Genomic DNA, 21328 nt, shown 5'->3' on the forward strand with positions numbered 1-21328 from the left:
GAGGTCGATCACGAGGCACGATAGTTGCGCAGTTCGGTCAACCGAGTTGCACGAAACGCGCGAGGGAGCGGTCGATGCCGAAGTTGCTCGTCCTCGGGGACGACTTGACCGGCAGCAACGCGACCGGAGCGCTGTACGCCCGCTTCGGGCTGCGCGCGGTTTCCGTCAACGCGCCTCTCGGACCGGACGCTCCGTGCTTCCGCGCGGACTGCGGGATCGAAGCGCTCGTGGTGAACCTGGGTACCCGGCACGCTTCCCCGCCACACGCCGCGCAGGCGGTGCGCGACGTCGTGGAGCTCGTCGGGCCCGTCGAGCTCACGGTCAAACGGGTGGACACGACGCTGCGCGGCAACGTCGGCGTGGAGACCGAGGCCGTGCTGGCGTCGGCGCCGGACGCGCGGGCCCTGGTCGTGCCCGCGTTCCCGGACGCCGGCCGGGTCACCCTCGGCGGCCTGCACCTGGTCGACGGCGTGCCCCTGGCCGAAAGCCCGGCGGCGCGGGACCCGCTGGCACCGGTGAAGTCGTCACGCATCCGCACGCTGCTGCACCCCACCGGCCGGGAGATCGGCGAACTGCCGCTGGACGTGGTCGAAGAAGGCGTGGACGCGGTCGAGGCGGCGTTGCGGCGCCCGGCCGGGATCGTCGTCTGCGACGCCACGACGAACCGGCACCTGACCACCGTCGCCAAGGCCGCGGCCCGGCTCGCGGCCGAGGGCACGCGGTGGGTCTCGGTGGACTCCGGGCCGTTCGGCGTCCGCCTGGCCGCCGCGCTCGGGCTCGCGCCCGGGCACGGCACCGTCCCGCCGGTGCTCGCCGTGGTCGGCAGCATCACCGCGCAAACCCACGAACAGCTGCTGGAAACCGAGCTGGTGCTCGACGCGCGGTACGTCGACGTCGATCCGGCGCACCCGGACCCGCCCGCCATCGCGGCCGAGGCCGGAAAGCTGCTCGAGTCCGGGCACCGCGTGGTGGGGATCCGGACTCGCGCACCCGCCCCCGGCACGCCGGTGGACCCGGGCGTCGCGGCGCGGATCCCGCCGGCGCTCGGCGAGGCGGCCCGGCTGGTGCTCGGCGCGCACCGGATCGGCGGGCTCTACGCCACCGGCGGCGACATCGCCGTCGAGATCACCAAGGCACTCGGGGCCGAAGGCTTCGAGATCGACGCCGAAGTGCTGCCCCTGGCGGTCGCCGGGCGGCTTTCCGGCGGCCCGCACGCCGGGCTGCCCTTCGCCACGAAGGGCGGGCTGATCGGCGGGCGGGACGCGGCCGTCGCCTGCCTGGAACACCTCAACCACGTCCTGGCCACCGGAAGGAAGAACCCGTGAGCGACCTCCCCGTCCTCGCCGTCACCCTCGGCGACCCCGTCGGCATCGGCCCCGAGATCACCCTGAAGACGCTGGCCGAACCCGAGTCCCTGCAACTGGCGCGGGGCGTCGCGGTCGGCGACGCGATCGTGCTGGAACGGCTCGTCCGGCACCTGGGCCTGCACCTGGAGGTCAACCCGATCGCCACGGTCGCCGACGCGCGCTTCACCACCGGCGTGATCGACGTGCTCAACCTCGGCGTGGTCAAGGAAGACCTGCCGTGGGGCGAGGTGAACGCGACCGCGGGCGCGGCGGCGGTCGGCGCGATCGAGGTGGCCACGCGGCTCGCGCTGGCCGGCGAGGTCGACGCGGTCGTCACCGCGCCGATCAACAAGGAGGCGATCTGGGCGGCCGGCTCCCAGCACCTCGGGCACACCGAGATGCTCGGCGAGCTGACCGCCTCGACCCGGTTCAACACGATGTTCTGGGTGTCCGGGCTGAAGATCTTCTTCGCCACGCGGCACCTTTCGCTGCGTGAAGCGATCGACCAGATCACTCGGGAGAACATCGAGCACGCGATCCGTGAGGCGTACACCGCGCTCGAGGTGTTCGGCACCGAAAAACCGAGACTGGCCGTGGCGGCGCTGAACCCGCACGGCGGCGAGAACGGCAAGTTCGGCGACGAGGAGATCGTCGCGATCGCGCCCGCGGTGGCCGCGGCACGGGCCGCCGGGCTCGACGTGGTCGGCCCGATCCCGGCGGATTCCGTGTTCCACCAAGGGATCCAGGGCCGGTTCGACGGCGTCCTCTCGCTCTACCACGACCAGGGGCACATCGCGTCGAAGACGTACGACTTCGACGGCACGGTCTCGGTGACGGTCGGCCTGCCGATCCTGCGCACGTCGGTCGACCACGGCACGGCGTTCGACATCGCCGGCACCGGCCGGGCGTCGCACGGCACGATGCGCGCGGCGTTCAAGGCCGCGGCGACACTGGCGCCGTACGCGCGGAAGCTGCCCGCCATCTACCCGCCGGCCGTCCGATGATCCCCCGCAAGCGCTGGGCGTACGTCATCCCGGTCGCGGTGGTCATGTACATGCTGGCCTACCTCGACCGCACGAACGTCGCGGTGATCCTGCCCTACATCGGCGACGACTTCCCGTTGTCCGCCAGCGCCAAGGGCCTGGCGAGCGGCATCTTCTTCGTCGGCTACCTCGTGCTGCAGATCCCGGCCGCGGTGCTCGCGGTGAAGTGGAGCGCCCGCAAGACGGTGCTGGTCCTCATGGTCGCGTGGGCGGTCGCGGCCGTGCTGTGCGGCCTGGTGCAGAACGAAACCCAGCTGTACCTGGCGCGGTTGCTGCTCGGGCTGTTCGAGGGCGGAGTCTGGCCCGCCGTGCTGATCCTGCTGGCGTCGTGGTTCCCGCAGGCCGAACGCGCGCGGGCGAACGCGCTGTGGATGACCTGCCTGCCGATCTCGGCGATCGTCATGTCGCCGCTGTCCGGGCTGATGCTCGACCACATGTCGTGGCGCTGGGTGTTCGTGCTCCAGGGCCTGCCGCCGCTGCTGTGGGCGGTCGTCTGGTGGTTCGCGGTCGCCGACCGGCCGGCCCGGGCCCGCTGGATCTCCGCCGAGGAACGCGAGTACCTCGAAACCACGCTGAAGGCCGAAGAAGAGGCGAAGCCCGCGTTCGCGAAGCAGGGCCGTGACAACCGAGGCTTCGCCTCGGGCCCCCGAAAAGCGGGCTACCGGCAGGCGCTGGCGAACCGGCAGGTGCTGCTGCTGATCGGCGTCTACTTCTTCTGGATCACCGGGTTCTACGGGTTTTCGCTGTGGTTGCCGTCGGTCGTGAAGACCATGACCGGGGGTTCGGCGACGGCCGTCGGGTTCCTGTCGGCCGTGCCGTACGTCCTCGCCCTGGCCGGGATGGTCGCGTGCGCGCACTGGTCGGACCGCACCGGCAACCGGCGGCTCGCGGTCACCGTGCCGCTGGTCGTCGCGATCGCCGGGTTGCTGCTGGGCAACCTCGTGCACTGGCCACCGGTGGTCCGGCTGGTGCTGCTCTGCGTCGTCGCGACCGGCGTCTACATGCCGTACGGGCCGTTCTGGGCGATCCCCAGCCGGATCCTCGGCATCGAGGTCGTCGCCGTCGCGATGGGCCTGATCAACGCGCTCGGCAACCTCGGCGGGTTCGCCGGGCCCTACCTGGTCGGCTGGCTCACCGACGTCACCGGCAGCGCGACCACCGGGTTCGTCGTCCTGGCCGCGTTCCTCGCCGTGGCCGCCGGCCTGGCGTTCTTCGGGCTGAAGCCCGCCCACGTGGAAGACTCGGCGCATGTCCCAGCCGCGACCAGGAACCCGTGACCGGCGGGCGATGCTGCTCGAAGCCGTCCGCGACGGCTCGGGGGGCATCGCCGAGCTGGCCGAGGAGTTCGGCGTATCCGAGTCGACGATCCGGCGCGACCTCGCGTCGCTCGCCGGCGCCGGGCACGTCGTCCGCACCTACGGCGGCGCGCTCGACACCGAACGCAGTCCCCGAGAGAAGGACCGCGAGCACGCGACGGCGAAGGACGCCATCGCGCGTGAGGCCGCCGCCCTGGTGCAGGACGGGGAGGTCGTGCTGCTCGACGCGGGCACGACCACCGGGCGGCTCGCCCGGCACCTCGCCCACCGCGAGGGGCTGACCGTGGTCACCAACGGCGTCAACGCCATCCGCGAACTGGCCGGCTTCGGCGGGATCGACCTGATCGTCCTCGGCGGGCGGCTGCGGCACCCGAACGAAGCCATCCTCGGCGAGACCGTGCTCGCGCAGCTGCGGCACATCTCACCCGACCGGGTGTTCCTGGGCGCGGACGGCCTGGTGGCCGACCGGGGCCTGTGCTGTCCCTCACTCGAGCAGTCGGTGGTCAAGCACGCGATGCTGCACGCGGGCGCGGAGGCGTACGTGCTGGCCGACCACTCCAAGCTGGGCCAGGCCCCGTTTTCCTACTGGGCGCCACTCGACCGCGACTACCGGCTGATCACGGACGAGCCGAAGGTCGACGTGACGTACCCGGAGTTCGCTCAGAGCGTGATCCTGGCGGGCGAGCCCGAAACTGTCGGTGGTGCCGCGCATGATGGACGACGTGGCAGGTGACGTGCTCGACCTCTTCTCCCCCGCGACCCGGGACTGGTTCGCGGGGGCCTTCGCCGCGCCCACCGCGGCGCAGGAAGGGGCCTGGCGGGCGGCGCACGCGGGCGAGCACGCCCTCGTCGTCGCGCCGACCGGCTCCGGCAAGACGCTGTCCGCGTTCCTCTGGGCGCTGGACCGGCTCTCGGTGGAACCACCGCCGGCGGAGGCCACCAAACGCTGCCGGATCCTCTACGTCTCCCCGCTGAAGGCCCTGGCGGTCGACGTCCAGCGCAACCTCCGGGCGCCGCTCGCCGGCATTTCGCAGGCCAGCAGGCGGCTCGGGCTGCCGGTGCCGGGGATCGAAGTGGGCATGCGCACCGGCGACACCACCGCGGCCGAGCGCCGGTCCTTCACCAAGACCCCGCCGGACGTGCTGGTGACGACGCCGGAGTCGCTGTTCCTGATCCTCACGTCGTCGGCGCGGGAGTCGCTGCGCGGCGTCGAGACCGTGATCGTCGACGAGGTGCACGCGGTCGCGGGCGGCAAGCGCGGGGCGCACCTCGCGCTGTCGCTGGAACGGCTGGACTCGCTGCTGCCCAAGCCGGCGCAGCGGATCGGGCTGTCGGCCACGGTCCGCCCGATCGACGAGGTGAGCGCGTTCCTGGCCGGTGGCCGCCCGGTGCGGGTGGTCCAGCCGAAGCTCGCGAAGACCATCGAGGTGCGCGTCGAGGTCCCGGTCGAGGACATGGGCAACCTCGACGCGCCGCGCGAGGGCCCGGCGCCGAGCCCGCTCGACGCCCTGGAGTCGATGACCGACGCGCTCCCGCCGGGCGACATCGCGCCGGGCGGGCTGGGCACGCTGGAGGAGATCGCCGGCAACCCCGTGCAGCGGCCGTCGATCTGGCCGGCGGTCGAGGAGCGGGTGCTGAGCCTGATCCAGGCCCACCGGTCGACCATCGTGTTCGCCAACTCGCGCCGGCTCACCGAGCGGATGACGGCCCGGCTCAACGAGCTGGCCGCCGAGCAGACGGAGCTCACGCCCGCGGACGCGTTCCCGGCCGAGGCCGTCGGCCAGTCCGGGGTCACCACCGGCGCGCCGCCGGTGATCGCGCGGGCGCACCACGGGTCGATGTCCCGGGAGCAGCGCACCCACGTCGAAGAGGACCTGAAGTCCGGTCGGCTGCCGTGCGTGGTGGCGACGTCGTCGCTGGAGCTGGGCATCGACATGGGCGCGGTCGACCTGGTCGTGCAGATCGAGGCGCCGCCGACGGTGGCGTCCGGGCTGCAGCGCGTCGGCCGCGCCGGGCACCAGGTCGGCGCGGTGTCGTCCGGGGTGATGTTCCCCAAGTTCCGCGGCGACCTCGTCTCCTGCGCGGTGGTCGCGGAACGGATGGCGACCGGCGCGATCGAGGCGGTCCGCTACCCCCGCAACCCCCTCGACGTGCTGGCGCAGCACGTGGTCGCGATGGTGGCCCTCGAACCGTGGACGGTGCCGGACCTCGCGTCGCTGGTGCGGCGGGCGGCGCCGTTCGCGTCGCTGCCGGACGACGCGCTGCACGCGGTGCTCGACATGCTCGCCGGCCGCTACCCGAGCGAGGAGTTCGGCGAGCTGCGCGCCCGGATCACGTGGGACCGGATCAGCGGCGAGCTGCGCGGGCGGCCCGGCTCGCAGCGGCTGGCCGTCACCTCCGGCGGCACGATCCCCGACCGCGGCCTGTTCACGGTGATGACCCCGGGCGCGGACGACAAGCCCGGTTCGCGCGTCGGCGAGTTCGACGAAGAGATGGTGTACGAGTCGCGCGTCGGCGACACCATCCTGCTGGGCACGTCGTCGTGGCGGATCACCGACATCACGCACGACCGCGTCATCGTGGTGCCTGCGCCGGGCGAACCGGCGCGGATGCCGTTCTGGAAGGGCGACGCGCCGGGCCGTCCGCTGGAACTCGGCCGGGCGCTGGGGAAGTTCGTCCGCGAACTGTCCACTTCGGACGCGGACAAGGCCCGTGAGCGGGCCACCGCGGCGGGGCTGGACGAGCGGGCGTGCGACAACCTCCTGCAGTACCTGGCCGAGCAGAAGGAAGCCACGCGGCACGTCCCGAACGACCGGACGATCCTGCTGGAGCGCTACCGCGACGAGCTGGGCGACTGGCGGATCGTCGTGCACTCGCCGTTCGGCGCGCAGGTGAACGCGCCGTGGGCGCTGGCCATCGCCGCGCGGCTGCGCGAGAACCGCGGGGTCGACGCGCAGGTCGCGCACTCCGACGACGGCATCGTGCTGCGGCTGCCGGACGCGCTCGACGCGGAGGGCGCGGACGTGACCATCGGCGCGGACGACATCCTGCTCGACCCCGAAGAGGTCGAGCAGCTCATCGTCGCCGAAGTCGGCGGCTCGGCCGTGTTCGCGGCGCGGTTCCGGGAGTGCGCGGCGCGGTCGCTGCTGCTGCCGCGCCGGGACCCGCGGCGCCGGACTCCCCTGTGGCAGCAACGGCAACGCGCGTCGCAGCTGCTCTCGGTCGCGGCGAAGTACGAGCGGTTCCCGGTCGTGCTGGAGGCGATGCGAGAGGTCCTGCAGGACGTCTACGACGTGGGCGGGCTGCGGGAGCTGATGGCCGACGTCCGGGCCCGCAAGGTCCGGCTGGTCGAGGTCGAGACGCCGGCCGCGTCGCCGTTCGCGCGCAGCCTGCTCTTCGGCTACGTCGGGATGTTCCTGTACGAGACCGACGCACCGCTGGCCGAGCGCCGCGCGGCCGCACTGTCGCTGGATTCGGCGCTGCTGGCCGAACTCCTGGGCACCGAGGCGATCCGCGAGCTGCTCGACCCGGAAGCCGTGCGCGAAGTGGAGCGGTCGCTGCAGCGGCTCGAACCCGACCGGCACGCACGGTCGGCGGAGGACGCCGCGGACCTGCTGCGGTTCCTCGGCGACCTGACCGTGGAAGAAGCCGCCGAACGCGGGATCCGGGCCGAGTGGCTCACCGAGCTGGAAGCGGCGCGGCGGGCGATCCGGGTGCGGATCGGCGGCGAGGAACGGTTCCTGGCGATCGAAGACGCGGGCAAGGTGCGCGACGCGCTGGGCACCGCGCTGCCGGTCGGCGTGCCCGAGGCGTTCACCGAACCGGTCGCCGACCCGCTCGGCGACCTGCTGTCGCGCTACGCCCGCAGCCGCGGGCCGTTCGCGGCGGCGGATGCGGCGAAGCGGTTCGGGCTGGGCCTGGCCGTCGTCACCGGCGTCCTCGACCGGATGACCGGCGAAGGCCGTCTCGTGCGCGGCGAGCTGAGCCCGGTCGGGCACCCCGACACCCACGGAGTCGGCATCGAGTACTGCGATTCGGCGGTGCTTCGCCGGCTGCGGCGGGCATCGCTGGCGAAGCTGCGGGCCGAGGTCGAACCGGTCGAACCGGCGGCACTGGGCCGGTTCTTGCCGGCGTGGCACGGGTTCGGCGGCCGCGTCCGGGCGGCGCCGACGGCCGACGACGTGCTGTCGGTGGTCGAGCAGCTCGCCGGGGCGCCGCTGCCGGCGAGCGCGGTGGAGTCGCTGATCCTGCCCGGCCGGCTGCCGGGCTACTCCCCCGCGTTGCTCGACGAGCTGACGACGGCGGGCGAAGTCACCTGGGCGGGCTGCGGCGCGCTGTCCGGTGGCGACGGCTGGATCGCGCTCGCGCCGACGGACGTCGCCGACCTGCTGCTGCCCGAAGTCGTCGAGGACATCCCGACCGGCCCGCTGCACGACGCGATCGTGTCCACTTTGGAGGGTGGCGCGCTGTTCTTCCGGCAGCTGGTGGACCGCGCGACCGTCCTGGTGGAGAAGGCACCGAACGACGCCGAAGTGGTGGCGGCGCTGTGGGACCTGGTGTGGGCCGGGCTGGTCACGGGCGACACGCTGGGACCGTTGCGGGCCCAGGTCGCCGGGCACGGCGCGCACAAACCGCGTCGCCAGGCACCGCGCGGCCGGTACGCGCGGCTGCGCGCGGGCCGTCCGCAGATGCCTTCGCGGTCGGGGCCGCCGACGGTCGCCGGCCGCTGGGCGCTGACCCCGAACCGCGAAACGGACGCGACCCGGCGGGCCCACGCGCGGACCGAGGCGTTCCTGGAACGCCACGGCGTCCTGACGCGCGGCGCGCTCGACACCGAACGCGTCACCGGCGGGTTTTCCGGGATCTACAAGGTACTCCGCGGGATGGAGGACACCGGCCAGGTGATCCGCGGCTACGTCGTCGAAGGGCTGGGCGCGGCCCAGTTCGCGGCGAAGGGCGCGGTCGACCGGCTGCGCGCGCTGTCGGGCCCGGGCCGTCCGGCACCCGGCCGCGCGGTCGTGCTGGCGGCGGCGGACCCGGCCCAGCCGTACGGCGCGGCGCTCCCCTGGCCGGCCGCGACGGGCGACACGAAGCACCGCCCGGCCCGCAAGGCCGGCGCGCTCGCGGTGCTGGTGGACGGCGTCCCGGCGCTGTACGTCGAGCGAGGAGGCCGGTCCCTGCTGAGCTTCACGGAGGAACGGCAACCCTTGTCGGACGCGGCCCAGGCGCTGTCGGCGGCGGTGCGGGAGGGCTGGCTGGGCCAGCTGGCGGTCCAGCGCGCGGACGGCGAGCAGGCGCTGACGTCGGAACTGGCGGAGGTCCTGCGGGAAGCCGGTTTCCGGGCCACGCCGTCGGGTCTGCGGCTGCGGGCCTAAGCTGCCAGTCCGACACGCACGAAGGATGTTCTGCTCATGGCCATGCGCGAACTGCGCTATTTCGGGGACCCGATCCTCAAGTCCGTCTGCGACCCGGTCACCGTGTTCGACGCGAAGCTCGAGGCGCTCGCGCGGGACCTGGTCGACTCGGTGAAACCCGCGGGCCGCGCCGGGCTGGCCGCACCGCAGATCGGGGTCGGGCTCCGCATCTTCAGCTACGACGTCGCCGGCCTCACGGGCTACGTGATCAACCCGGAGATCGTCGAGCTGTCCGAGGAAACCCACGAGATCGACGAGGGCTGCCTGTCGGTGCCGGAGCTGTGGTTCCCGACGAAGCGAGCGAAGCACGCGAAAGTCCGAGGCGTCGACATCCACAACGAGCCGATCGAGGTGGAAGGCGAGGACGTGCTGGCCCAGTGCCTCCAGCACGAAACCGACCACCTGGACGGCGTGCTCTACCTCGACCGCCTCACCGCCGAGCGCAAGAAGACGGCAATGCGCCAAGCCCGCGAAAAGGACTGGTTCTGGCGGCGCTGACCAGCTGACCCGGCCGCGAGCAGCCCAAAGCCGAGCCGAAGCTCCGCCGACGCGTGCAGCCACTACCGGCAGCGAGCGGACGCCCCGCCCGGTGCCGGACAACTCGCGCGAGCAGCCACCGCTCACCGGCCGCCGAAGCGAAGGAAAGCCGGCCCCGCCCAGCTGCGACCCGCCGCGCACGGGCCGCGGCACCGGCCGTCGAACCCAGCTCGGGCGAAGTGCGGCCGCTCGCCTGCTCAGCCGTGCAGGAACATGCGCAGCTGGGTGCCGTCCTCGGTGGGGTGTTCCGTGTGCAGGCCCGCGCGGGCCGCGGTGCGGGGCAGTGCGTCGTCGCCGGGGAGGCAGTCCGCCCTCAGCTCCGTGATGCCCTGCGCCTCCGCCAGCACCGCCAGCCTGGCCAGCAGGGCCGTGCCGATGCCCTGGCGCTGCCAGTCGTCCTCCACCAGGAGGGAGATCTCCGCCTTCTCGGCCGCCGCCGGGATCAGCTGGGCCAGGCCGATCACCTCGCGGCCGAAGACCGCCAGCACGCTCGTTCCGCGCGGGGGCACCAGCAACCGGTGCAGCCAGCGGCGCGGGACCGTCCGGACTCCCGTGTGGTAGCGCCGGAAGAGCGTCGCGGTCGAGCAGCGGCGGTGCAGTTCGGAGACCGCGTCGGCGTCCGCCGGGACACCCTTGCGCAGGACGATCGCCGCGCCGTCCGGGCGGTTCAGCACCACCGGGCCCGCGACGTTGCGGGCCGCCGCGGCCAGCAACGTCACCAATGCCTCGGCGCGCGTGAGTTCCAGCTGCACGAACGGCGCCCACTGGCGGCGCGCCACCAGCGCCGTGGCGTTGTCCAGCTCGAACACCGCCCGGTGCCCGCTTTCCGTGCGGGCCGGGTTCGCCTCCGTCACCGGGACGAGCGTGACGAGGTCCGCGGCCAGCACGTCCTTCAGGACCTCGGCGAGCCGCGCGGGGTCGTCGATCGCGCGGCGGGCCGCGAGCAGCGTCGACGACGACGGGTCGACCAGCTCGTGGACGTCCGCGTCGACGATCGCGGTGCATTCGCAGCCCTCCTCGCGGATGGCGTCGGCGAGGAGCCGCCGGGGCAGGCCGGTCGCCGGGCGCAGGACGATCTCGTCGAGCACGCCGCCCGGCACCGGCAGCACGGTCAGGCCGAGGATGTTGCACTCCAGGTCGGCCAGCCGGATCGCGATCCGGGCCAGCGTGCCCGGGTGGTCGTGCATCCGGACGCGCACCCGCCACGCGGACGGCGCGGCTTCCTCCACCACGGCCGTCCCGGCGAGCGGCTTCGCGACGTTCGACGCTCTGGTTCGCTCCATGCCGTCACGGTCCCGCGCGGTTGTTGCCGCCCCAGGACGCCGGTGTTTCGTGCAGGTCAGCGTTCCGGGCGGCCCGGCAACCCCGGCGAAACACCCAGCCACGACCGCAGCTCGGCCGCCAGCCTCACCGGGGCGTCCAGCTGGATCAGGTGGCCGGCCTCGCGCACCGGGGTGAACTTGGCGCCGCGGATGCCGGCCGCGAGCCGCTCGCCGGTCGCCTGCGGGATCCAGGTGTCCTCGGTGCCCCACAGGACGTGCACCGGCAGGTCGAGCCGGCCGAGCCGCTCCTCGTTCTCGGCCAGGTAGCCCTCGTCGTACGCGGCGATCTGGCGGTAGAACGCCGGCTGGCCCTCCTCCCCGAGCCACGGCGCGGTGAGTTCCGCCAGGTCAGCCTCCCGCAGTTCACGGAAGCTCGCGTTGCCGATGTAGGCCCTGACCAGCGCTTCGTGGATGTACGGCGGCACCTGGGCGAGCACGTCCGGGTGCTCCTTGACCAGCCGGAAGAACGGGGAGCCCGCCGGCGGGATGGCCACGACGTCGGCCATCAGCAGCGACGCGTACGGCACGCCGTGGACCAGGTGGGCGCGCAGCGACACCGCGCCGCCGTAGTCGTGGGCGACGACGTGCGGCCGGTCGAGGTCCCAGTGGGTGAGGAGGGCCTGGAACGCCTCCGCCTGCACCCCGAAGTCGACCGGGTGGTCCGGGTCCTTCGAAGAGCGGCCGTAGCCGGGCATGTCCCAGAGGTACACGGTGAAGTCGCCGCTCAGCGCCTCGGCGAAGGGCCGCCACAACCACGACGACCACGGCGTGCCGTGGCAGAACACCACCGCCGGCCCGGATCCGGCGCGCTCCCAGGCGATCCGCCTTCCGCGCCACTCGAAGGTCTCCATGATCCCCACGCTAGGTCAGCGCGGGGTCAGCACGCAGAACTCGTTGCCCTCCGGGTCCATCAGCACGCGCCACGGCAGGTCCGGGCCGCCGAGGTCGGCCGGCGCCGCACCCGCCGCCACGACCTCGGACACCGCCGCCGCGTGCTCGGTGCCCGCCGGCGGCGCCACGTCCAGGTGCACCCGGTTCTTGACGCGCTTGACGTCGTCGTTGCGCAGGAACTCCAGCCACGGCCCCCGGCCTGACGGCGCCCGCAGCCCCACCACGACGTCGCCCTCCCGGCTGCCGATCGGCCGGCCCGTGATCCGTGCCCAGAAGCCGGCCAGGCGTTCCGGCTCGTGGGTGTCGACGACGATCGCGGCCACCGCGCCCGTCTCCGCGTACCGCTCGCGGGGCTCGAGGACGCAGAACTCGTTGCCCTCGGGATCCGCCAGCACGACCCACGGCACGTCGCCCTGCCCGAGGTCGACCCGGCTTCCGCCCAGCTCCAGGGCGCGCTCCACCAGTTCGGCCTGGTGCGCCGGCGTGCGGCTCGCCAGGTCCAGGTGGATCCGGTTCTTCCCCTCCTTCGGCTCGGGCACCGGCACGAAGACGAGGTCCAGGTCCCAGCCGTCGGTCTCCGGAGCGCGCACGTCGACCTCGTCCGGTTCCTCGATGGCGACGCGCCAGCCGAGCAGCGCGGCCCAGAAGCCCGCCAGGACCCTCGGCCGCGCCGCGTCGATCACCAGGTTCACCAGGCGCGTGTTCATGCGCCGCAGGCTAGCCGCCCCCGCCGACAGTTCCGGTTCGGCTTCCCCACCGGCCGGAGTCATCGGGTCGCGAGCCGCAGCAGCGCCCAGAGCTGCGCCGCCTGGTCGTGCACGCCCCGCACGGTCACCGAGGTCAGGGACGCCCGGCCCCAGAGCCACAGGTAGATCCGCCCGGGTTCGGCCGTGACGACGTCGTCCGCGGCCTCGGCCTCCTCGGCCGAACAGCGCCAGGCCTCCGTCACCTCGGGCCCGGCCCGCGCGATCCAGCTGTGCCCGCCGGCGCGCACGCCGACCGAGCCGGCCTTCGTGCCGGTCAACCCGAGCATCGGCAGCTTCTGGCCGAACCAGAGGGTCAGCGCCTCGTCGATGCCGTCGAGTGCCAGGTCTTCGGCGATGCCGCGCCCGGGCGTGCCCGCCGCCTGCTCGACGTCGACGCGGTGGACGAGCGTCTCGTGCAGCATCCGCCGCCGCCAGAACCCGTACGTCGGGTCGGCGGGCCACCAGGTGTCGGCGCGCTCCTCCGGGTCGTGCGCGGCCAGCTCGTCGAGCAGTTCGGCGAGGCCGGTCTCCAGGTACTCGCCCAGGCCCTGGCCCGGTTCGGGGTCGCGCGGCCAGTCTTCGGGGTTCCGGCCTTCGGCCAGCCGGCGCCGCACCATCCGGTAGAGGCTGCCGACGTGCCGGGCGACTTCGGCGAGCGTCCAGCCCGGGCAGGCGGGCACCGGCGCTTCGACCGGCGCCGCGCGCACGGCCTCGACCAGCACGCGGCCCTCGATCCCCAGCGCCGTGAGCAGCCGCCCTTGGTCGACCAGGCCGTGCTCACGCGACATGGGCTTCCCCGGTGATCGGGAGGCCGTGCACGAGGCGGCGGACCAGTTCGAGGAAGGGCGTCGCGGCGCGCACCAGCTGGTCGGCCGACTCCGCGCTGACCTTGCCGGTGATCCCGGCCTGCGCGGCGGCGCGCGCGGCCGAGTTGCTCGCGAAGAAGGCAGACCACTCCCGCAGCTCGGGAGCGACGGAGTCGAGCAGCACCCAGGTGCTGGCCGGCCGCGCACGCCCCCGGTGCGGCCGGCCCCGGGCGGCGAGCACTGCGGCGGCCCCCCGCAGGGCGGCGAGGTAGGCACCGACGAACTGCTCGACGGGATCGGTTTCGCGCTCGGCTTCGGCGAGCCCGCGGCGGGCCTGGGTGAGCAGGCCGGCCGCCGCCGGCGGGGCGGGAGGGCGCAGCGCCATGGGCAGCTGGGACTGCTCGGAGTCTGCCTCGGCGGCCGGCGACGCGTCGGTCGAGCGTTGCACCGGCACCTCGGGGTGCCCTTCGGCCGCGGACGACACGACGACCGGGGGCACCAGAGGCAGTTCGACAGCGGCCGGGCGCGGCACCGCGGGCAGTTCGGGCTGCACGGCCGCAGGCGGCTCGAGCTGCCGAGAGGCAGCGTCGGCAGAGCGCGGAGTCATCGGCGGTTCGGGCCGAGCGGAAGTGGGACGCGGCACCACGGGCAGCTCGGCAGCGGCGGCAGCCGAACGCGGCGCCGCGGACAGCTCGGGCTGCACGGCCGCGGGCACCTCGGCGGCGCGCGAGACCACGGGCAACTCCGGCTGCCCAGCGTCGGCGGGCGGCGTCATCGGCAGTTCGGGCTGGGTGGCGTCCGCCGGGCGGCGGCGCCTGCGGGGCTCCGTGCAGGCCGCGCCCGAGGGGGATGACTGGGGTGACGAGCGCAGCGGGGATCGGCCGGTGGCCGGTGGGCGCAGCGGCATGGGCAGCTGCGGCTGCCCGGGGTCCGCGGGGGACACGACCGGGACGGACATGACGACCCTCCTCCTGCGCGTTGTGAGCCCGATCGAGCGCCCGGCGCCGAGACGCTTCCCCCGTCCCGCCGCCGGGCACCTGACCGGTGCGCGCTCACCAGTGTCGAACGTCTGTTCGAACAATTTCCAGAGTAACCCCGGACCGGGCGTCCGCTCAACCCCGGGGGTGGAATCCCGCGGGACACCAGGTCGGTGGCGTGATCTCATAGGTTCATGAGTTCGCTGGACCACCCCGCCGTCGCCAAGGTGGCGGCCGCGCTGGCCGAGGCCGGGCAGCACGCCGCCGCCGAAGGCATCCGCGTTCTGCCCGCCGAGGTCCGGACCGCCGCTCAGGCGGCCGAGGCGCTCGGCGTGCCCGTGGGGGCCATCGCCAACAGCCTCATCTTCCGCCTGGGGTCCGACAAAAAAGCGCTCCTCGCGCTCACCTCGGGGGCTCACCGCGCGGATCCGGCCACCCTCGAGCGGCTGGCCGGAGGCGAAATCGGCAAGGCCGACGCCGGTTTCGTGCGGGCGCACACCGGGCAGCCGATCGGCGGCGTCGCACCCACCGGGCACCCGTCGCGGCTGCCGACGCTCGTCGACACCGCGCTGCGCGGGCACGACGTCGTCTGGGCCGCCGCCGGGCACCCCAAGGCCGTCTACCCCACGACCTTCGCGGACCTCGTGGCGTTGACCGGGGGCACCCCGGGTGCGCTCGACGGCGCGGAGGAAGATGGACCGCTGTGACCGCGATGCCCGCCGGCTGCTCCCGCTACGTCCAGCTCTCGACGGACGAGTTCCGCTCGCGCCTGCCCGAGGCGCTGGACATCTACGTCCGGGCGATGCGGTACCCGGCGGGCACGGCCGAGCAGCGCGCCCCGATGTGGCTCACCCACGCGCTGCGCGAGGGCTGGCGCTGCATGGCCGCGCTCGACGCCGACGACGTCCTGCTCGGGCTCGCCTACGGCTACCGCGGCCGGGCCGGGCAGTGGTGGCACGAGCAGGTCCGCCACGGCCTGAGCCGCCGCTTCGGGCCCGAAGCGGCGGAGCGGTGGCTGACGGACTACTTCGAGCTGACCGAGATCCACGTCAAGCCGGAGAACCAGGGCCACCAGATCGGCGAGGACCTGCTGCGCGGCCTGCTGGAGGGCGTGCCGAGCGCGAACGTCCTGCTGTCGACGCCCGAGGGCACGAGCCGGGCGTGGAAGCTCTACCGGCGCACCGGGTTCGTCGACGTCCTGCGCGACTACCACTTCGCCGGCGATCCACGCCCGTTCGCGATCCTCGGGCGGGCCCTGCCGCTCGACCGGCGCTGACGCTCAGCGCCGTTCGGGACGCCAGTAGCCGACAGCCAGCGCCGCGACCAGGACGGCCGCACCGCACCACGCCGTGACGCTCAGCCGCTCGCCGAACAGCAGCGCGGAGAGCACCGCCGCGGTCAGCGGCTCGAGCACCGCCGACAGCGCGCCCAGCACCGGGTGCGCGGTCGCCAGGCCGCGCAGGTACGCGGCGTAGGCGAGAGCGGTCGGTACCGCGCCGAGGTAGCAGACGACCGCGAGGACGTCCGCGTGCAGCGGCAGCGCCATGCCCGCCCAGCCCGCCACGGGTGTGAGCAGGAGGCCGCCGGTCAGGCAGCCGAACGCCGTCGTGGCCAGCGGGTCCAGGACGGGTTTCGCGGTGAGCAACGTCAGCGTCGCGAACCCGGCCGCCGCGAGCAGCGCGCAGCCGAGGCCGCCGAGCAGGTGACCGGGCTGCCCGGGTGACCAGCGGAGCAGGACGAGCCCGGCGAGCGTGCCCGCGATCGAGACCAGCGTCCAGCGGCCCGGCTTCCGCACCGCGGCGAGGGTGACGAACACCGGGGACGCGCCGATCGTGGTCATCGTCGCGATGCTCACCGAACTGAGCGCGACGGCGGCGAAGTAGCTCGCCTGGAACAGCGCGAACAGCGCGCCCACGGCGAGGAGCCGCCGGGCCGCCGGCGCGGTCCGAGGGACGGTGCCGCCGGTCAGGAGGACCGCGGCGGTCGCGATCCCGCCGCCGGCGAGCAACCGGTAGGCGGCGACGGCGAGCGGGTGGAGGTCGGCGAGCCGGCCGAGCAGCGAGCCGGCGAGACCGCCGGTGCCCCACAGGACACCGGCGAGGACGAGCGCGGCCGAAGAACGGGCGCGCGTGGGCAGGGACACCAAGGGAACGCTCCTGCGTCGAAGGGATCGGGAGATCGACGACGCGGGGCGGTGCGCAAGACGACGCAGCCGCGGGCGCTCGGGCCACGCGGCGGAGGACCACCCCGCTCAGGCGCGGGGCGGCGGGGTGACGAACAGGATCCGGTGCACGGACCGGAAAGTAGCGGAGCCTACGGGCGGGCGGCCACCGGTTTTCCGGTGGCCGCCGCGCACGTCAGTCCAGCTGGGCCAGCTGCTCCCGCAGCGTGTCGAGCCCCATGCCGCCCATCCGCAGGGCCTCCGTGTGGAACCGCTTGATGTCGAACGCCGATCCCGCGCGGGCTCGCGCCTCGGCGCGGGCCGCCAGCCAGAGGCGCTCGCCGATCTTGTACGCCGGGGCCTGGCCGGGCCAGCCGAGGTAGCGGTCGATCTCGTCGCGGACGTGGGCCTGGTCCGTGATCGTGCGGGTCAGCATGAACTCCAGGCCCAGCTCCGGCGTCCACCGCCCGCCCTCGTGGAAGCCCGTGCCCGCGGGGATCGGGAGCTCCAGGTGCATGCCCAGGTCGACGACCACGCGGGCGGCGCGGAACAGCTGCTCCGACAGCATCCCCAGCAGGTCGCCGTCGTCCGCGAGGTAGCCCAGTTCCTCCATCAGGCGCTCCGCGTACAGGGCCCAGCCCTCCGCGTGGCCCGACGTGAACGCCATCAGGCGCTGGTACTTGTTCAGCCCCTCCGACTGGTCCACCGCGGTCGCGATCTGCAGGTGGTGGCCCGGCGCGCCCTCGTGGTAGACCGTGCTCGTCTCGCGCCAGGTGACGAACTCGTCGCGGCCGGCGGGCAGGGACCACCACATGCGGCCCGGCCGGCTGAAGTCCTCGCTCGGGCCCGTGTAGTACGCGCCGACGCCGCCCCCCGGCGGGGCGATCCGGCACTCCAGGGCCATCACCCGGTCGGAGATGTCGAAGTGCTTGCCGCGCAACGACTTCAGCGCCTCGTCGGACAGGTGCTGCATCCACGCTTCGAACTCGGAACGGCCCTGGACGCGGTAGCGCGGGTCGGCGTCGAGCACCGCCGCGGCCTCCGTGATCGTGGCGCCCGGCTTGATCCGGTTGGCGACCGCCCGCATCTCGGACTCGATCCGGGCGAACTCCGCCCAGCCCCACTCGTACGCCTCGCGCAGGTCCAGGGCCGCGCCGACGAAGTACCGCGACCACAGGCGGTAGACGTCCTCGCCGACGGCGTCCTTGACCGGGGCCTTCGGCGCCAGCTCGGCGCGCAGGAACCCGGCGAACTCCGCGTACGCCTCTTCGGCGGCCCGCGCGCCGTGCGCGAGGTCCGTCTTCAGCGCTTCGCCTTGTGAAGACGCGCCGGCGGCGAGCTGGGTGAAGTAGCCCGTCTCGTCCTTCAGGCCCGCCCACGTCTCGCACTGCTCCGCGACCTTGCCGACCTGGCGCAGCGCCGAGACGTGGCCCGCGTCGGCGGCCGCGAGCAGGCCGCCGCGGATGCCCGCCAGCGCCTTCGGGACCTCGCCGATCCGGGCCGAGACGACCGACCAGTCGTGCTCGTTCTCCAGCGGCATCAGGTCGAACGCCATCCGCAGCTCCTGCACCGGGCTGGAGATGACGTTGAGGCTCGCCACGTCGAGGCCCGCCTCGTGGATCTCCAGCTCCAGGCCCACGCGCTCGGTGAACACGGCTTTCGCGGCCCGCTCGGCGGCGTCCTTCGGCTCGGCCGCGACGACGGCGGCGTGCGCCCGCGCGGCCAGTCCGGCGCGCTCGGCGTACCCCTCGGCCGAGTAGTCGGTCAGCCGGTCGTCGTGACCCTTGACGCCGAAGGAGGTGGCCGCGACCGGGTCGGCGGCCGCGTAGTCGTCGACGTAGCGGTCGCAGATCGCGTGCACGTCCGAGGAAGCAGTAGAAGCCATGTGCCGCACGCTACCGGCCCACCCAGGGCTGGTGGTACGGACTTATGTCCGGGCTGGGACGAGCCCGAGCCGGGCGATCACCTCGCGCGTCGCCTTCGAGCGGTTGAACGTGTAGAAGTGCAGGTTCGGCACGCCTTCCGCGATCAGTTTCTCGCACAGCTCGGTGGTGACGTCGATGCCCGCCGCGCGGAACGCCTTGGGGTCCTCGGCCAGCGGTTCGAGCCGGTCCAGGAGCTTGCGGGGGGCCGGCGCGCCGGACAGCTTGATCGTCGTCTGCAGGGTCCGCATGGTCGTCAGGGGCATGACGCCCGGCAGCACCGGGACGTCGCAGCCGGTCGCGGCCACCCGGTCGCGCAGCCGCAGGAAGTCCTCGGGGTCGTGGAACAACTGCGCGATCGCGAAGTCCGCGCCCGCGCGCAGCTTGCGGACCAGGTACTTCGTGTCCGACTCCAGGTCGGGCGAGCGCGGGTGGCCGTAGGTGTACGCCGAGACGCCGACGCAGAAGTCGCCCAGCTCGCGCACCAGCTGCACCAGCTCTTCGGCGTAGGTGAGGCCCTCGGGGTGCGGGATCCACTCGCCGTAGACGTCGCCGGGCGGGTCGCCGCGCAGCGCGAGGATGTTGCGGACGCCGACCGAGGCGTACCAGCCGATCACGTTCCGCAGTTCGGCGACGGAGTGGTTGACCGCGGTCAGGTGCGCCATCGGCACCAGCGTCGTCTCGGTCGCGACGCGGGCGATGCTGCGGACCGTGCCGTCGCGACTGGAGCCGCCGGCGCCGTAGGTGATCGACATGTAGGCCGGGTCGTACGGCTCGAGCTCCCGGATCGCCTTCCACAGGACAGCCTCGTCCGCCGTGTCCCGGGGCGGGAAGAACTCGATGGAGAACTTCGGCCCGTCACCCCGCACCCGCTCGATCACCGACTTCATACTCGAATGTTAAGGGCCCACGCCCGGCATGCGGGAGCCCCCGTCCGCGTCGCGAGACTGCCGTTCGAGTCGCGTTCGAGGACTAAACTGGGCGCGCACCACCGGGAGTGACCTATGAGGGACGACGACGCCAGCTGGGACGAGGACGTGCGCCTCGCCGTCTACCACGCGTTCGCCGACCGCGGCCGGGCACCGTCCGCACCGGAACTGGCCGACGCGGCGGGCGGCTCCCTGGCCGTCGCCAAGCAGGCGCTGCACCGCCTCGCCGAGGCCCACCACCTGGTGCTCGACGACTGTGAGCACGTCGTGCTCGCCCACCCGTTCGCGGCGAAGTCGCTCGGCTTCTCGGTGATGGGGTCGCACACGCTCTGGTGGGGCGGCTGCGCGTGGGACTCCTTCGCCATCCCGCACCTCGTCGAGGACGAGCCCGAGGTGCTGGTCGCGACCCGCTGCCCCGGCTGCGGCCAGCCGCACGCGCTGGTCGTGCGCCGGGAAGCGCCGCCCGAAGGCTCTCAGGTGGCGCACTTCCTCGTGCCCGCCGCGCGCATGTGGGACGACGTGCTGCGCACCTGCGACCACCAGCGGCTGTTCTGCTGCGAGTCCTGTGTGGACGCGTGGCTGGCGGCGACCGGGCAGGAGCGGGGGTACGTGATGGACCTCGTCACGCTCTGGCGGCTGGCCCGCGGCTGGTACGAAGGCCGGCTCGAGCGCGGCTACCGCCGCCGCGAACCGGACAGCGCAGTCGCCTACTTCGCCGAAGCGGGCCTGAGCGGGCCGTTCTGGGCGCCGGCGGCCGGAGTCTGATTCGCCACATCGGGCCGCCCCGGCGGTCCGCGGCCCCGCGGGTTCCGCGAGGATGGCGGCATGAACGCGCCCGTCTCCGACGCCGACCTGCCCGCCCACGTCGAGCGCGCGCTGGCCGGGTTCCTCGGCCGGGCGGGCGCGGAGATCCTCGGCACCGAGCCGACCGTGGCCGCCGGGATCGACGCGCTGAGCGGGTTCGTGCTGACCGGGGGCAAGCGCTTGCGGCCGACGTTCGCGTGGTGGGGCTGGCGCGGCGCGGGCGGCGACCCGGCCGGGCCGGACGCCGAGGGCGTGCTGCAGGCGGTGTCCAGCCTGGAGCTGATCCAGGCGTGCGCGCTCATCCACGACGACCTGATCGACTCCTCCGACTCCCGCCGCGGCTTCCCGACCGTGCACATCGCGGGCGCGAAGCTGCACGCCGACCAGGGCTGGCTCGGCTCCCCCGCGACGTTCGGCCTGGCCACCGCGGTGCTGGTCGGCGACCTCGCCCTGGCCTGGGCCGACGACATGTTCGCCGGCGCGCCGCTGCCGGCCGAGACGCTCGCCGCGGCGCGCCCGGCCTGGCGCGCCATGCGCACCGAGGTGCTCGCCGGGCAGTACCTGGACGTCCGCACGCAGGCCACCGGTGACGCGTCGGTCGAGGCCGCGCTGAAGATCGACCGCCTCAAGACCGCCGCCTACACCGTGCAGCGGCCCCTGCACCTGGGCGCCGCGCTGGGCGGGGCGTCGGACGAGCTGATCGAGACGCTGCTGGAGTTCGGCGGCGAGGTCGGTGTCGCGTTCCAGCTGCGCGACGACCTCCTCGGCGTGTTCGGCGACCCGTCCGTCACCGGCAAGCCCGCCGGCGACGACCTGCGCGAGGGCAAGCGCACCCTGCTCGTCGCGCTCGGCCTGCAGCTCGCCGCCGAGAAGGGCGAGGACGCCGCGGCCACCGTGATCGCGGACGCGATCGGCGACGCGGACCTCTCCGACGAGGACGTCGAGACCGTCCGGATGGCGTTGCAGCAGGTCGGCGCGGTCGACGCGGTCGAGCGGCGGATCGACGAGCTGACCACCGCCGCGATGGCCGCGCTCGAGCGCGCGCACCTGGCCGAGCCGGCGCCCGAGGCGCTGACCGGCCTGGTCGTCAAGGCCACCCAGCGGACGTACTGAC

Annotated in this window: 18 protein-coding genes; 10 read left to right on the forward strand and 8 right to left on the reverse strand. The window is 73.8% G+C overall.

The features are described 5' to 3' along the window. The first annotated feature begins 74 nt into the window (after positions 1 to 74). From ACWEN0_RS16650 to def, 6 genes are read left to right on the forward strand one after another with little or no spacing between them, the layout of a single operon-like run. The gene (locus ACWEN0_RS16650; RefSeq protein ID WP_451973938.1) at positions 75 to 1325 is read left to right on the forward strand and encodes a four-carbon acid sugar kinase family protein; all 1251 of its coding nucleotides are present in this window, start codon (positions 75 to 77) and stop codon (positions 1323 to 1325) included. Continuing rightward, positions 1322 to 2350, forward strand: a complete 1029-nt coding sequence (pdxA, locus tag ACWEN0_RS16655; protein WP_451973940.1) for a 4-hydroxythreonine-4-phosphate dehydrogenase PdxA — start codon at positions 1322 to 1324, stop codon at positions 2348 to 2350. Before ACWEN0_RS16650 ends, pdxA begins: the two co-directional genes overlap by 4 nt. After that, the gene (locus ACWEN0_RS16660; protein WP_451973942.1) at positions 2347 to 3666 is read left to right on the forward strand and encodes an MFS transporter; all 1320 of its coding nucleotides are present in this window, start codon (positions 2347 to 2349) and stop codon (positions 3664 to 3666) included. Before pdxA ends, ACWEN0_RS16660 begins: the two co-directional genes overlap by 4 nt. Beyond that, positions 3638 to 4438 (forward strand): DeoR/GlpR family DNA-binding transcription regulator, encoded by an 801-nt coding sequence (locus ACWEN0_RS16665; protein ID WP_451973944.1) that lies wholly within the window; start codon positions 3638 to 3640, stop codon positions 4436 to 4438. The genes ACWEN0_RS16660 and ACWEN0_RS16665 overlap by 29 nt, the downstream gene beginning before the upstream one ends. Continuing rightward, positions 4416 to 9080: a DEAD/DEAH box helicase gene (locus ACWEN0_RS16670; protein WP_451973946.1), complete on the forward strand. Its 4665-nt coding sequence runs from the start codon at positions 4416 to 4418 to the stop codon at positions 9078 to 9080. The genes ACWEN0_RS16665 and ACWEN0_RS16670 overlap by 23 nt, the downstream gene beginning before the upstream one ends. A gap of 36 nt (positions 9081 to 9116) precedes the next feature. Continuing rightward, positions 9117 to 9617 (forward strand): peptide deformylase, encoded by a 501-nt coding sequence (gene def / locus ACWEN0_RS16675; RefSeq protein ID WP_451973948.1) that lies wholly within the window; start codon positions 9117 to 9119, stop codon positions 9615 to 9617. 236 nt (positions 9618 to 9853) lie between these two features. Here def and ACWEN0_RS16680 read toward each other — a convergent pair whose 3' ends face one another. Genes ACWEN0_RS16680 through ACWEN0_RS16700 form a run of 5 tightly spaced genes read right to left on the reverse strand, consistent with a single transcriptional unit; the run spans position 9854 to position 14379 of the window. Further along, complete coding sequence (locus ACWEN0_RS16680) at positions 9854 to 10939, reverse strand: GNAT family N-acetyltransferase (protein ID WP_451973950.1); 1086 nt, start codon at positions 10937 to 10939, stop codon at positions 9854 to 9856. 56 nt (positions 10940 to 10995) lie between these two features. After that, complete coding sequence (locus tag ACWEN0_RS16685; RefSeq protein WP_451973952.1) at positions 10996 to 11829, reverse strand: alpha/beta fold hydrolase; 834 nt, start codon at positions 11827 to 11829, stop codon at positions 10996 to 10998. 15 nt (positions 11830 to 11844) lie between these two features. Then, positions 11845 to 12576 (reverse strand): VOC family protein, encoded by a 732-nt coding sequence (locus tag ACWEN0_RS16690; RefSeq protein ID WP_451973954.1) that lies wholly within the window; start codon positions 12574 to 12576, stop codon positions 11845 to 11847. 59 nt (positions 12577 to 12635) lie between these two features. Next, the gene (locus ACWEN0_RS16695) at positions 12636 to 13403 is read right to left on the reverse strand and encodes a maleylpyruvate isomerase family mycothiol-dependent enzyme (protein WP_451973956.1); all 768 of its coding nucleotides are present in this window, start codon (positions 13401 to 13403) and stop codon (positions 12636 to 12638) included. Continuing rightward, on the reverse strand, positions 13393 to 14379 hold the full coding sequence (locus ACWEN0_RS16700; RefSeq protein WP_451973958.1) for an SAV_6107 family HEPN domain-containing protein: 987 nt from the start codon (positions 14377 to 14379) through the stop codon (positions 13393 to 13395). The genes ACWEN0_RS16695 and ACWEN0_RS16700 overlap by 11 nt, the downstream gene beginning before the upstream one ends. Before the next feature lie 213 nt (positions 14380 to 14592). Here ACWEN0_RS16700 and ACWEN0_RS16705 point away from each other — a divergent pair, with 213 nt between their 5' ends. Then, complete coding sequence (locus ACWEN0_RS16705) at positions 14593 to 15105, forward strand: YbaK/EbsC family protein (protein ID WP_451973960.1); 513 nt, start codon at positions 14593 to 14595, stop codon at positions 15103 to 15105. Further along, positions 15102 to 15674, forward strand: a complete 573-nt coding sequence (locus tag ACWEN0_RS16710) for a GNAT family N-acetyltransferase (RefSeq protein ID WP_451973962.1) — start codon at positions 15102 to 15104, stop codon at positions 15672 to 15674. Before ACWEN0_RS16705 ends, ACWEN0_RS16710 begins: the two co-directional genes overlap by 4 nt. A 3-nt stretch (positions 15675 to 15677) precedes the next feature. Here ACWEN0_RS16710 and ACWEN0_RS16715 read toward each other — a convergent pair whose 3' ends face one another. The 3 genes from ACWEN0_RS16715 to metF form a co-directional block, all read right to left on the reverse strand. Next, on the reverse strand, positions 15678 to 16544 hold the full coding sequence (locus ACWEN0_RS16715; RefSeq protein WP_451973965.1) for a DMT family transporter: 867 nt from the start codon (positions 16542 to 16544) through the stop codon (positions 15678 to 15680). A gap of 211 nt (positions 16545 to 16755) precedes the next feature. Then, positions 16756 to 18444, reverse strand: a complete 1689-nt coding sequence (locus ACWEN0_RS16720) for a DUF885 domain-containing protein (RefSeq protein ID WP_451973967.1) — start codon at positions 18442 to 18444, stop codon at positions 16756 to 16758. 42 nt (positions 18445 to 18486) lie between these two features. Then, complete coding sequence (gene metF, locus ACWEN0_RS16725) at positions 18487 to 19371, reverse strand: methylenetetrahydrofolate reductase [NAD(P)H] (protein ID WP_451973969.1); 885 nt, start codon at positions 19369 to 19371, stop codon at positions 18487 to 18489. A 114-nt stretch (positions 19372 to 19485) separates the two neighbouring features. Between metF and merB the strand changes: the two genes are divergently transcribed. Both merB and ACWEN0_RS16735 read left to right on the forward strand, forming a co-directional pair. After that, positions 19486 to 20175 carry an organomercurial lyase gene (gene merB, locus ACWEN0_RS16730; protein ID WP_451973971.1) on the forward strand — a complete coding sequence of 230 codons (690 nt, stop codon included), beginning with the start codon at positions 19486 to 19488 and terminating at the stop codon, positions 20173 to 20175. Between the two features lie 60 nt (positions 20176 to 20235). Next, the gene (locus ACWEN0_RS16735; RefSeq protein WP_451973973.1) at positions 20236 to 21327 is read left to right on the forward strand and encodes a polyprenyl synthetase family protein; all 1092 of its coding nucleotides are present in this window, start codon (positions 20236 to 20238) and stop codon (positions 21325 to 21327) included. The last annotated feature ends 1 nt before the right edge of the window (position 21328 follow it).

This window comes from Amycolatopsis sp. NPDC004378 (assembly GCF_053602455.1).